The following is a 12571-nucleotide window of genomic DNA, read 5'->3' as shown; positions in this document are numbered from 1 at the left end:
GATGGCTAAGGCGACGAAGAAACAGGCATTGGGACGAGGGCTTTCGGCACTGCTGAAAGATCCGCAGAACGACATCAAATCGGCCGAAGATAAGAATGCAGATAAGCTGGTTGGGCATATTGTAGAATTGGAGCTGAATGCCATAGAAGTAAATCCTTTTCAACCGCGAACCAGTTTTAATGAAGAGTCGCTAAGAGAGTTGGCTTCTTCAATTAGAGAACTGGGCGTGATCCAGCCGATAACGGTAAGGAAGCTGGATTACAACAAGTACCAGCTGGTTTCGGGAGAACGCAGGTTCAGAGCTTCTAAACTTGTAGGTTTGGAAACCATTCCGGCCTATATTCGAATTGCCAACGATCAGGAATCTTTGGAAATGGCCCTGGTGGAAAATATCCAGAGACAGGATCTTGACCCTATTGAAATCTCTCTTTCCTACCAAAGACTTATTGATGAGATCAACCTTACCCAGGAGCAGCTAAGTGAGCGCGTAGGGAAAAACAGGTCAACAATCGCCAATTATTTAAGATTATTAAAGCTGGATCCCATTATTCAAACGGGGATGCGGGATGGTTTTCTTAGTATGGGTCATGGACGGGCGCTTATCAATGTTGAAGATCCACAGGTACAGCTTGAGATATATGAAAAGATCCTGGCTAATTCCCTGTCTGTTAGAGACACAGAGAAGTTGGTGAGAGAACTGCAGGAAGGAAAGCCCGAAAAAAAATCTGCCGGATCTGCTCCTGCTGTATCGAGAGATATCAAGAAAAGCATCAAAGAATTTTCTGATAGGCTTGGAGCAAAAGTAGATGTAAAGGTGACAAAAAAAGGAAATGGCAAACTCATTATCCCGTTTAAATCTGAAGATGATCTTAACCGCCTGAAAAAAATAATTCAGGGTGAAGATTAGATCTTTCATACTACCCCTACTTCTCCTTTTTACCCTGCAACTTACTGCACAGGAAGATACCCTGGCAATAGCAGCCGATGAAGTTGTACAAGAACCCGCTTACCGGCCATACGACCCTCTATCTCCTGCCCGTGCGGCTTTTTATTCTGCGGTACTTCCGGGATTGGGACAGGCATACAATGGTAAGTACTGGAAAATTCCAATTGTTTACACCGCTTTGGGAGTGGGCGTTTATTTCTACAGGGAAAATGACAGGCAGTATGACCGCTACCGAAGTGCTTATAAAAGCCGGATAGCAGGAAAAACTGATGATGAATTCAGCAATGAAAACGGGCAACCTATCGTTTCTACCAATGCTTTAATTGAAGCTCAGCGATTCTACCAGAGAAACAAGGAAATTTCTGTTCTTGTCACTGTTGGTTTATACGCTCTTAATATTATTGATGCCAACGTGGATGCCCACCTGCAACAATTTAATGTGAGCGAAGATCTTTCGCTAAGGCCCAGCCTTGACTATGACAGATTTAGTGGCACTGCCGGCTATGGACTTACCTTAAATTTTAATTTTTAATGAAAATAGCTCTTTTAGGTTACGGAAAAATGGGCAAAACCATAGAAAGATTAGCCGAAGGACGTGGCCATGAGATCATCTTTAGGATCACCGACGATATAGAAAAATACGACCTCCAAAAAGCCGATGTGGCAATAGATTTTAGTGTACCTGATGCTGCTTTTAATAATATCACCACCTGTTTCAGGCAACAAATCCCGGTAGTTTCGGGCACCACAGGATGGCTCCAGCAATATGACGATGCTGTAAAAATCTGTGAAGAAAACAATTCCGCTTTTATTTACGCCTCAAACTTCAGCCTTGGTGTAACCTTGTTTTTTGAGCTTAACAAGCAGCTGGCGCAGATGATGAAGAATTTTCCGGAATATAAAGTAGGGATAGAAGAGATCCATCACACTCAAAAATTAGATGCTCCAAGCGGAACTGCGATCACCCTTGCTGAACAGATCCTTGAAACTTCAGAAAAAAAAGCATGGAAACTGGATGCCGTAGCCGAAGATGAATTGCGTATTACAGCTAAAAGGATTGAAAATGTTCCCGGGACACACATCATTTCCTATGACTCTCCGGTGGACACTATAAAAATAGAACACATAGCTCATTCCAGGGATGGTTTTGCCCTGGGAGCAATAGTTGCAGCAGAATGGCTTCAGCATAAAAAAGGAATATTTAGTATGAAGGATGTGCTGTTCTAATGTAACAATTGAGCAGCAGCACATACTTATAAACAAATTACATCATGACATTTACAAACTGGATCCTGTTTGTTCTTCTCGTTCAGCTCATTCATTTCCTCGGAACCTGGAGATTATATCAAAAAGCAGGACGTAAGGCCTGGGAAGCTGCTATTCCCATTTATAACGCGGTTATTTTAATGAAAATCATCAACCGCCCATGGTGGTGGGTGATCCTCCTGTTCATACCCATTGTGAACCTTATCATGTTCCCGGTGGTATGGGTGGAAACGGTAAGAAGCTTTGGCCGCACTTCAACCACAGACACTATTTTGGCAGTGGTTACCTGCGGATTATACATCTACTATCTAAACTATGTTGCCGAGGTAAAACACAGGGAGGACAGAAGTCTTCATCCGGGCAGTGCTGCCGGAGAGTGGATAAGCTCTATTCTTTTTGCCATAGTTGCCGCTACCATTGTACATACTTATGTGATGCAGCCTTTTACCATACCAACCTCCTCTCTTGAAAAAACGTTGTTGGTAGGAGATTTTCTTTTTGTAAGCAAGTTCCATTATGGCGCAAGGACTCCCATCACTCCTATAGCTTTTCCCATGGTTCATGATACCATTCCGGGAATAGGTATTAAATCTTACCTCAATAAGCCGGGCATTCCATACTTTAGAATTCCGGGGTTCCAGAATGTTAGCCGCAATGATATAGTGGTTTTTAATTGGCCCATTGATACAGTAAGGAAATTTAGAGATAGATCTGGAATACGTTATGACAAACCTATCGACAAAAAATCCAATTATGTAAAAAGAGCGGTAGGTATTCCCGGAGACTCTCTGGAGATCATCGACGGCAAGATCTTTGTTAATGATCAACCGCTTCAGTTACCTGAAAGAGCTAAACCTCAGTACTCCTATACAGGAACCACAAAGGGCCAGGGATTTGATCCATACACACTTTACCGCATGTATGATATTACCGACGCTTTTTATCATGATCCCAATACCAACCAATTCTATATACAGTCGCTTACCGAAGAAAATTTTCAAAGGTTAAAGAATCATCCGAATGTAGCATCCATTGAAAGGATCATCACTCCCAAAGGAGAAAAAGAGGCTACTATTTTCCCCAATAACAACAGGGTGAATTGGAACAGGGACAATTTTGGACCGGTCTACGTGCCGAAGAAGGGAGCAACTGTAGAAATTACACCCGAAACTATGGCCCTATACAGGCTCATCATTGAGTTCTATGAAGGCTTGGAAATGGGAAGAGAACAGAATCTCTCCGTAAAAGGGAATCAGGTGCTATTGAACGGGCAGCCCATAGATTCCTATACTTTCCAACAGGATTACTACTTTATGATGGGAGATAACCGCCATAACAGTGAGGATAGCCGCTACTGGGGCTTTGTCGCTGAAAATCATATTGTGGGAAAACCTGTTTTTATATGGCTTAGCTTAGACCCACATGCTTCAGGATTAAGCAAAATAAGATGGGACCGAATGTTCACTACTGTAGGAGGACAGGGAGACCCGGTATCCTATTTTCCGTACTTTTTGGTAATCCTTGTAGGTGTTTTTGGATATAGCTTCTTCAGAAAAAAGAAACCTAAAAAATAGCATTTTTGATGCACAAGTTGCTGTTACATCCTGCATATTTTGGACCTGTTTCTCAATATGCGGCTATGATCAAGGCGGAAAAAGTAGTTTTTGAAAATGAAGATAATTATCAAAAACAAACCTACCGTAACCGCATGTATATTTACGGAGCTAACGGAAAGTTATCTCTCAACGTTCCTATAAGGCACACCGGCAATAAATCCAATCACCAAAAATACCGGGATGTAAGGATAGAAAATGATTTCCCATGGCAAAAACAGCATTGGAGATCTCTGGAAACCGTATATCGCACCTCGCCTTTCTTTGAATTTTATGAGGATGATTTCAAGCCGCTTTATGACGAAAATTTCGAATTTCTGATCGACTTTAATTACAAATGTTTTGAACTGGCACAGGAAAGTCTCCAGGTAGAGATCAACTTTGAGAAAACGACAGAATATTTTTTAAATCCTGAAGGCATGGTCAATGGTCGAAGTTTGATCAATGCAAAAAATTCGAAACCGGTAATTATAGAACCCTATACGCAGGTGTTTCAGGAAAAATTCGGGTTTTTAAATGACCTTAGTATTGTGGATTTGCTTTTCAATGAAGGCCCCAACGCAATAAATTACCTTAAAAACCAAAAAGTTTTACTTCCCGATCCTTAAACTTGCCGTAATAGGAAAATGGTCTGAATAAGGGATTTCATAATTTTCAAAAGACAGAATTTCCATAGTATCCTGAGGGAGGATAAAATCTATACGCAGGGGAAGGTATTTGATCTCAAAGGTCTTTCCGAAGCCATTGCCCGCTTCCTTATAGGCGTCATTGAGTCCAAGAGCCTTTAACTCCCGGTAGACATAGGAATAGGCGGTATTATTGAAATCACCCAGGACAATTGATTGATGGTCGGTATTCTTAATCAGGTCACGCACCAGGTCCATTTGTCGTTCCTGCCTTACAAAGGTCTGACCCATTCCCAGAAATACCCGCTTGGTATGCTGTTTTTCGATATTGTTTAAATTGGGTTTAATCCCAAAAGACTGCAGGTGCACATTGATCACTCTAATGGTGTCTCCCCCTTTAAAGATATCAGCATAAATAGCATTATTGTTACTCTGGGTTGGAAAATCAAGAGATCCTGTTGCAATAATGGGATATTTGGAGAAAATTGCCAGGCCAAACTCAGCATTTTTGTCTTTCAGTTTTATGTATTTATGTGGAAAACTCCGGGCAATATTGAGTTCGCCGTTGTAGTATTCCTGCATGGCAACCACATCGGCATCCTGTTCTTTAATGAATTCTGAAATCTTTTGCGGAATATCCCGGTCTTCTGCCCAGCCGTATTGGTTGAACTGTCGCACATTATAAGTAAGTACTTTTAGCACATTATCCCCCTGCATTTCTTCTTCTCCCGAAGAGATCTCATATACTGAAGTGACATGATTAAAACCGATCAACAAAACAATTAGTGACAGTAAAGCCTGTATTCTTAATCTGAAGAGCCAGAATAACAAAAAAATGACATTGACCACAATAAGCAAAGGCACCCCTAAACTAAAGACAGAGAGCAAGGCAAAAGTACTGGGAGGTATGTAGGGCAACAGATAGGAAAAAAGCAGTACCAGTGCAGCCAGGATGTTCAGGAAGAACAGAAATTTATCAAACCAGTGGAGACCTTTCATCAATCTTCTTTTCCCGCGTTGAATAAATAATCCTTTTCCTGTTTGGTAAGGCTGTCATACCCGCTTTTACTTATTTTGTCAAGAATAGCATCGATCTTTTCCTGCTGTTCTTTCTTATTCCGGTCCCGGGTATTAATTCCTGCAGGGGTACCGGGACTGCTTTTTCTTTTATGAACAGTCTTTAAATTACTCCTTTTTTGAGGTGCAGGACTGGAAGAAAACAAAGCTCCAAACCAGTCAAGAAATTTTTCAAATCCACTGGCGATGTTGTTTCCTCTCCCCAGTTGCTTAGCGTACAAATACCCAAAAGCTGCACCTCCCAAATGGGCCAGATGTCCTCCGGGATTGGAAATGGGGATTTGGATGATATCCACGACCACCAGGAATGCAGCGATCCACCACAATTTGATACTGCCAAGGAGGATTAGTCTTACCCTCATATGTGGAATATGAGTGGCGATTCCCACAAGTATAGACATTACCGCTGCCGAGGCTCCAAGAAGATATGACCTGCCGGTTCCCTGAAAGGCCGGAAAAAGATTATAACTGGCCATATAAACAAGGGCCCCAAATATGGCTCCCAAAAAGTAGAAATTCAGCAGCTTTTTTGGAGAGAAATAGTTCAAAAAATAAACCCCGGAAAAATAAAGGATCAACATGTTCGAAAGAAGGTGCCATATGCCGCTATGCAAAAAAGCATAGGTGATGATAGACCAGGGTTTGAATATAAATTCTCCAAGTTCCTTTGGAAACACCAGCCACTCAAGCAGGAAATCTGAGTTTAAGCTAAATAGAAAAGCAAGAGTTTTAAAAAAGAAGATCAGGATAAAGACAGCCACATTCACGGCGATCAACTTTTCGCTAACCGTAGCCATTTGAATCTTGGACCTTATCCTGTTATTACCCCTCATTAATCCCAGCGGTTTTGATTAAACTGATTTTTCTTCCAGTACCACATCATGATGAAACCAAACAATGCTCCCCCTACGTGTGCAAAATGAGCAATTCCTCCTCCAAATATAGAATATCCCGTGAACCCTGAAAAAAGGTCAATTGCAATTAATGCCGGTATAAAATATTTTGCCTTTATTGGCACCGGAACGAACAACAGGAACAACTCCACATTGGGAAACAACATCCCAAACGCTACCAGGATCCCGTATATTGCACCCGATGCACCTACCGCAGGTGTATTATAGGATGCAAAGAATTCGCGCAGCATATCCTGCGAGACTGTATTTAAAATTGCAGTGTTATACTGCCCTGTTTCCAATAAGCTCTGAATCGCCCCGGGGGTCATTCCCGCTTCCAGCAATTCGCTGTAGCCGCTTTGGAAATGGTAATAATTCACCAGGCTGTGTATGATCGCAGCCCCTATCCCTGCCGAAAAATAGAAAAACAGGAATCTGTTCTTTCCCAGCACCTGTTCAATTGGGCTTCCAAAGGCCCAAAGTGCATACATGTTGAACAGAATGTGAAAGATACTGTTAGGATCATGCATGAACATATGCGTGATCACCTGCCAAAATCCAAAATTTTCGTTCTCCACGAACCACAGTGAAAATAACTGGTAGGCTTGATTTCCTAAAACCTGGCTCCCTATATAGACAATAACATTAATGATCAAAAGAACCTTAACGGTTTCAGTCATTCTTCCCATTTACATGAACTTTTTATCCAATTCTTCTACAGTTAAGGTAGTAAAAATAGGTTTATTATTTGGAGATAAAGTGGTTTCCTTGCAGGCAAATAAACTATTAACAATATTTTGTTGTTCGGCTGAATTCAATATAGTGCCAGATTTTACTGCCATGCCTTTTGCAAGAGATTTTGAAAGCGTATCGATCTGTGAAAAGCCGGTTCCGGGCACTTCATTTTCCAGGTCACTCAACAATTGCTCCAGCAGAATAGCCACTTCACTTTCTGAAATAAGAGTAGGAATGCCTGAGATCTCCACGGAATCTTTCCTGATCTCTGAAAATATAAAACCGGTTTGTTCGAGGGAATCCTTGATCTCTTTTAGTAGTTCAATCTCATGCTTTGAAAACTGAAGCAATAGCGGAAATAATAATTGTTGACTCACGGCCGAAGTAATAGTAATGTTCTTTAGCAATTCTTCATACAGGATCCTTGTATGGGCCCTATGCTGATCTATTACCAGGATTCCGCTTTTAAGGGTGCTGATGATATATTTCCTGTTAAGCTGAAAGGTGGTGCTGCTTTCGCCCGAATCGGAACTACCGAACAAATTCCCCGTTACCTCCTCACTTTCAAACTCCACCTGTTCAAATCCGGAGATTTTTTCCTGCCCATTGCCGCCAAGGCCAGTGTAAAGGCTTTCCCAGCTCCCGCTGTTGCTCCTTTCCCTCGGGTACGAAAAACCGGATTTTCCGGAACCCTCATTTCTAAAAGGATTGAAATTGTGATCCACCTCCACTTTAGGCGGGGTCACAGCTTTATTAGAAAATTCATAAGGAGTATCCAGGGTAGCATCCCGGTCAAAATCCAGAACGGGAGCTACATTAAATTGTCCAAGGCTATGCTTGATGGAACTTCGCAAAATGGTATATAGTGCGTGTTCATCATCAAATTTTATTTCGGTTTTGGTGGGGTGGATATTGATATCAATACTTTTTGGGTCTACCTGTAAGAACAGGAAATAACTGGGATAAACACCATCCCTTAACAGACCTTCAAAAGCAGCGGTAACTGCATGATTTAAATACGGACTTTTAATGAACCGGTCATTAACAAAAAAGAATTGCTCCCCCCTCCCCTTTTTGGCAAATTCAGGTTTTCCAACAAAACCGTGGATCTTCACAATGCCTGTCTCTTCCTGAACAGGCACCAGTTTTTCATTGGTCTTTCCACCAAAGATATTGACTATCCTTTGCCGGAAATTAGCTTCGGGAAGCTGAAATAATTCGCTCCCGTTGTGGTATAGTGAAAACTGAATAATTGGATGTGCTAAAGCTACTCTCTGAAATTCATCGATGATGTGACGCAGTTCTACAGTGTCACTTTTTAAGAAATTACGGCGCGCAGGAATGTTATAGAAAAGATTCTTTACACAGATCGTGCTCCCTTGCGGGGTAACACAAACTTCCTGTGACACCACTTCACTGCCTTCGATCCTGATGCAGGTACCTACTTCATCATCTTCCTGCCTGGTCTTAAGCTCCACATGGGCGATAGCTGCAATAGATGCAAGCGCTTCCCCCCGGAAACCTTTTGTTTTTAAACTGAAAAGGTCTTCGGCCGAATTGATCTTGGAGGTTGCATGCCGCTCAAAACATAAGCGGGCATCAGTTACACTCATCCCCTTTCCATTATCGGTCACCTGGATAAGGGTCTTTCCTGCTTCTTTTACTAATATCTTAATATTTGTGCCACCTGCATCAATAGAATTCTCCAGCAGTTCCTTAATTACGGAAGCCGGCCTCTGCACCACCTCCCCTGCTGCGATTTGATTGGCGACATGGTCTGGTAAGAGATGAATAACATCTGTCATTTAATAGGGATTGCTAAAGATGGAGAGATCAAAGTCGATGATCCACAAGAATATTAGCACCAGGATAGCTATGATCACCAGCACTGTGCGGTTGATCTCACGATTGCCACGGTTGCGGCTGCTTTCACGTGCCTGCTTCCATTGGCTGCCAAAATCAATTGCGTTGGTTGCTTCCCGGTATTTGTTGAATTTCGAATCGAAATTGTACATATTTCCGGTGTCTTTGCCTTTATAGTAACGTGGGGTATAATTATACCTGTTGTTTTTCTTTTTAGGCTGAAAGATGTTGAGTTTAAGCATTACAATTCTTTATTACCGGAATTTCAAATTTACTTAAAATGCTCAAGAATTCCGAAGTTTAGGAGAGCAAACTCACAGCAACAAAAACAATGCCTATTGTAGAAAATTAAATACGCGAGTCCTTGCGCAGCTGTGCCATTTTTATTGCAGCAACCGCCGCTTCTGCTCCTTTGTTACCATGTTTACCGCCAGAGCGGTCAATGGCCTGCTGCACATTTTGATCTGTAAGCACACAAAAGATAACAGGTATATCGTTTTGAACATTAAGATCCTTAATGCCTTGAGAAACTGCCTGACACACAAAGTCAAAATGTTTTGTTTCTCCTTCGATAACACTACCTATAGCAATAATAGCATCAAGCATATCAAAACTCTCCTGCATTTTCTTACACCCGTAGATCAATTCAAAACTTCCGGGAACATTCCAGCGAACGATCTTTCTTTCCAGAACGTCATTCTCCAGAAGTACTTTTATCGCTCCCTGTGCAAGATTCTCAGTAATATTATCGTTCCATTCAGAAACAACGATCCCAAACCTGAATTCCTTCGCGTTTGGGATCTTATTCTTATCGTATTCAGAAAGATTTTTTCCTTCGGTAGCCATAGATTATTGTTGCATTGCCTGAGCCTGACCCATATAGGCTGCTACTTTATTAGCTTCAGCAGATTCTGGATATTCTTTTTCGATCCTGGTTAGATACTCTTCAGCAGCTTCCCCATCTCCTAAACTTATTGCTGTCATCGCAGCCTTAAGAAGAAATTTTGGCGCAGTAAAGTTATTGTCTCTCATGGTAGCTGCCTCTTCATAATAACTTAAAGCCTCTTCCGGTTGATCCAGCTGAAGGAAAGCATCTCCAATTCCACCTTTTGCAAGCGGAGCAAGTATTTCATCGTCACTCTTAAAGTCATCAAGGTGCTCAATGGCTTTTTGATACTGGTTGGTGCTTAGGTAAGCCATACCTGCATAGTAACGGGCAAGGTTACCGGCTTTGGTAGAACCATAATTCTCTATAATGTCTTCAAAACCAAATTTACCCTGACCTCCGGTCAAAGCCATATTGTACAGGGAATCACTTTGCGCACCCTGGGCATCAAGTGCATTGTCAAAATATTGCTGGGCCATATACATTTCATTGGCAGCTTCAGCCTCTTTTGGCTCCTGGATAAATTCCTCATAACCAAGGTATCCAAGAATAACAACGGCAGCAACACCTATTATGATAAAGATATATTTCTGGTTGCGGGCAACCCATTCTTCAGTCTTGTTAGCACCCTCATCAAGGGTATTAAAAACTTCTGCAGTTGTTGAATGATCTTCAACAGCCGTGTTTTGCTCCTCTTTAGTGCCGGGCTTATATCCTCTTTTCTTGTACGTAGCCATAAATAAACGTTAATGAAGCGCAAAAATAGAATTTTTCTTTAAAACTTAAAGGGAATTAAATTGTTTATTTATGCTAATTTGCAAGCCCTGCCGGCCAGGCTCCCTATGGAATTCATTCTTCTGAATATCAGTTATATATGTTTTTAAAAAACCTTTCCTTACTCAATTATAAGAATTTTACAACGGCCGAATTTCATTTTGATCAAAAGATTAATTGCATGGTAGGGAATAACGGGATTGGAAAAACCAATATCCTCGACAGCATCTATCATCTTTCCTTCGGAAAAAGTTACTTCAATCCCATCACCAGCCAAAACATAAATCATGATTCGGATTTTTTTGTGATCGATGGGATCTTTGAAAAGAAAGAGCGGGAAGAGCAGATCATCGTGAGTGCCAAGCGTGGGCAAAAAAAGGTGATCAAAAGAAATAATAAGCCTTATGAAAAATTTAGTGAACATATAGGCTTCATTCCCACCGTGATCATTTCACCCGCAGACAGAGATCTTATTATTGAGGGCAGTGAGACCAGAAGAAAATTCATGGATGGAGTGATCTCCCAAAGTGACAATAAATACCTGAACAACCTCATCAACTACGGAAAGATCCTTGCACAACGCAATTCCCTGCTGAAATATTTTGCTGCAAACAACAGCTTTGACCGCGAAACACTTTCGGTTTACAACATGCAGCTGGAGGAATTGGGAAATGATCTTTTCCTGAAGCGAAAAGAATTCCTTAAAACATTTATTCCCATTTTTAAGAAGCGATATGATACCATTAGCAACGGGCGCGAAGAGGTAACTATCACCTATAAAAGTCAGTTGGATGATGGCAGTTTTAAGGATCAATTGGAAAACAGCCTTCAAAAAGATATGACGCTGCAGTATACCGGAGTGGGCACACACAAGGATGATCTCATTTTTGAAATAGCCGGGCATCCTATTAAAAAATTCGGTTCCCAGGGGCAACAAAAGTCATTCCTGATCGCTTTAAAATTAGCACAGTTCGACTTTATAAAAGACCTAAGCAAAGTTTCTCCGATTCTCCTCATGGATGATATATTTGACAAGCTTGATGAGAACCGGGTGGCACATATTGTTGACCTGGTGGCGACAGATGAGTTGGGGCAGTTGTTTATAAGCGACACTCATGGTGACCGCACCGAAAAAGTAGTTAAAGGCACCGGCCAAACCTATAAAATGTTTTACCTGTGAAAAAAGGCATTTCCATAATTCTGTTTTTAAGCCTGCTTATAAGTTGCAGCAGTAATGATCATGAAGAAAAAATACAAAACCTAAACGGTTACTGGGAAATTGAACAGGCAGACCTACCCGAAGGAATCTCTAAGGAATTCCGCTTTAGCGAATGGGTAGATTATATTGAGGTGGATAGCGCAAATGGCTTCAGAAAAAAGGTTAAACCTCAGATCGACGGAAGTTTTATTACCACCAATGATGCAGAGAAATTTAAGGTAAAGGTTGAAAATGACAGTATTAATTTGTACTATTCCACTCCCTACGCAAACTGGAAGGAAACCGTACTTTCTTCCGAAGAAGATGAACTTGTCGTTCTAAACCGGGACGGCATTATTTACACCTATAGACGTTTCACCCCCTATTCCGGCAACTATGGCGAAGAGAATTAATGACCACATAAGTATTAGCGATGCACTAAAAGAATTTGTTAGCGATAACAAATTGCAAAAAGGGCTGGATAAGGTACATGTGCGGGAGGTTTGGAACAGCCAGATGGGTCCTGCCATAGAGAAATACACAACCTCCATTAAACTGGAACGCGATACCCTTTACGTGCAGTTAAGTTCATCTGTGCTACGGGAAGAACTCAGCTACGGAAAAGAAAAGATTATAAAAATGCTCAACGAAGAGCTGGGGAGAGACCTGATCAAAAAGATCATTTTACGCTGAA

Annotated in this window: 15 protein-coding genes; 8 read left to right on the top strand and 7 right to left on the bottom strand. The window is 41.4% G+C overall.

Annotation, left to right across the window (positions count from 1 at the left end):
• The first annotated feature begins 1 nt into the window (after window position 1).
• The 5 genes from CRO16_RS15285 to CRO16_RS15265 are packed head-to-tail and all read left to right on the top strand — an operon-like array spanning window position 2 to window position 4433.
• A complete protein-coding gene (locus CRO16_RS15285; protein WP_097057274.1) occupies window positions 2–907 on the top strand; it encodes a ParB/RepB/Spo0J family partition protein in 906 nt (301 codons plus the stop codon).
• Window positions 903–1478, top strand: coding sequence for a DUF5683 domain-containing protein (locus CRO16_RS15280; protein WP_097057311.1), 576 nt, complete (start codon window positions 903–905; stop codon window positions 1476–1478). The genes CRO16_RS15285 and CRO16_RS15280 overlap by 5 nt, the downstream gene beginning before the upstream one ends.
• A complete protein-coding gene (gene dapB, locus CRO16_RS15275) occupies window positions 1478–2173 on the top strand; it encodes a 4-hydroxy-tetrahydrodipicolinate reductase (protein WP_097057273.1) in 696 nt (231 codons plus the stop codon). Before CRO16_RS15280 ends, dapB begins: the two co-directional genes overlap by 1 nt.
• Window positions 2174–2217: 44 nt before the next feature.
• Window positions 2218–3786 (top strand): signal peptidase I, encoded by a 1569-nt coding sequence (gene lepB / locus CRO16_RS15270; RefSeq protein ID WP_097057272.1) that lies wholly within the window; start codon window positions 2218–2220, stop codon window positions 3784–3786.
• 8 nt (window positions 3787–3794) lie between these two features.
• Window positions 3795–4433 (top strand): WbqC family protein, encoded by a 639-nt coding sequence (locus CRO16_RS15265; protein WP_097057271.1) that lies wholly within the window; start codon window positions 3795–3797, stop codon window positions 4431–4433.
• On the opposite strand, the gene CRO16_RS15260 is transcribed toward CRO16_RS15265, so the two are convergent.
• From CRO16_RS15260 to CRO16_RS15230, 7 genes are all read right to left on the bottom strand, one after another.
• The gene (locus CRO16_RS15260; protein ID WP_097057270.1) at window positions 4416–5450 is read right to left on the bottom strand and encodes an endonuclease/exonuclease/phosphatase family protein; all 1035 of its coding nucleotides are present in this window, start codon (window positions 5448–5450) and stop codon (window positions 4416–4418) included. The genes CRO16_RS15265 and CRO16_RS15260 overlap by 18 nt on opposite strands.
• A complete protein-coding gene (locus tag CRO16_RS15255; RefSeq protein ID WP_097057269.1) occupies window positions 5450–6361 on the bottom strand; it encodes a rhomboid family intramembrane serine protease in 912 nt (303 codons plus the stop codon). Before CRO16_RS15255 ends, CRO16_RS15260 begins: the two co-directional genes overlap by 1 nt.
• Window positions 6361–7110, bottom strand: coding sequence for a rhomboid family intramembrane serine protease (locus CRO16_RS15250; protein WP_097057268.1), 750 nt, complete (start codon window positions 7108–7110; stop codon window positions 6361–6363). The genes CRO16_RS15255 and CRO16_RS15250 overlap by 1 nt, the downstream gene beginning before the upstream one ends.
• Window positions 7111–8961 (bottom strand): DNA mismatch repair endonuclease MutL, encoded by a 1851-nt coding sequence (gene mutL / locus CRO16_RS15245; RefSeq protein ID WP_097057267.1) that lies wholly within the window; start codon window positions 8959–8961, stop codon window positions 7111–7113.
• A complete protein-coding gene (locus CRO16_RS15240) occupies window positions 8962–9261 on the bottom strand; it encodes a hypothetical protein (protein WP_097057266.1) in 300 nt (99 codons plus the stop codon).
• A gap of 106 nt (window positions 9262–9367) precedes the next feature.
• Complete coding sequence (gene ribH, locus CRO16_RS15235; RefSeq protein ID WP_097057265.1) at window positions 9368–9865, bottom strand: 6,7-dimethyl-8-ribityllumazine synthase; 498 nt, start codon at window positions 9863–9865, stop codon at window positions 9368–9370.
• Between the two features lie 3 nt (window positions 9866–9868).
• The gene (locus CRO16_RS15230) at window positions 9869–10642 is read right to left on the bottom strand and encodes a tetratricopeptide repeat protein (protein WP_097057264.1); all 774 of its coding nucleotides are present in this window, start codon (window positions 10640–10642) and stop codon (window positions 9869–9871) included.
• A gap of 137 nt (window positions 10643–10779) precedes the next feature.
• Between CRO16_RS15230 and recF the strand changes: the two genes are divergently transcribed.
• The 3 genes from recF to CRO16_RS15215 are packed head-to-tail and all read left to right on the top strand — an operon-like array spanning window position 10780 to window position 12570.
• Window positions 10780–11859 carry a DNA replication/repair protein RecF gene (gene recF, locus CRO16_RS15225; RefSeq protein ID WP_097057263.1) on the top strand — a complete coding sequence of 360 codons (1080 nt, stop codon included), beginning with the start codon at window positions 10780–10782 and terminating at the stop codon, window positions 11857–11859.
• Entirely contained in the window at window positions 11856–12290 is a 435-nt protein-coding gene (locus CRO16_RS15220; protein WP_097057262.1) for a lipocalin family protein, read from the top strand. Before recF ends, CRO16_RS15220 begins: the two co-directional genes overlap by 4 nt.
• On the top strand, window positions 12274–12570 hold the full coding sequence (locus tag CRO16_RS15215) for a DUF721 domain-containing protein (protein WP_097057261.1): 297 nt from the start codon (window positions 12274–12276) through the stop codon (window positions 12568–12570). The genes CRO16_RS15220 and CRO16_RS15215 overlap by 17 nt, the downstream gene beginning before the upstream one ends.
• Window position 12571: the final 1 nt, after the last annotated feature.

Origin of the sequence: Salinimicrobium sediminis, assembly GCF_900215295.1 — a bacterium.
Taxonomy (GTDB): domain Bacteria; phylum Bacteroidota; class Bacteroidia; order Flavobacteriales; family Flavobacteriaceae; genus Salinimicrobium; species Salinimicrobium sediminis.
Note: the sequence above shows the minus strand (reverse complement) of the source record. Positions and strands in the feature narration are given on the sequence as shown.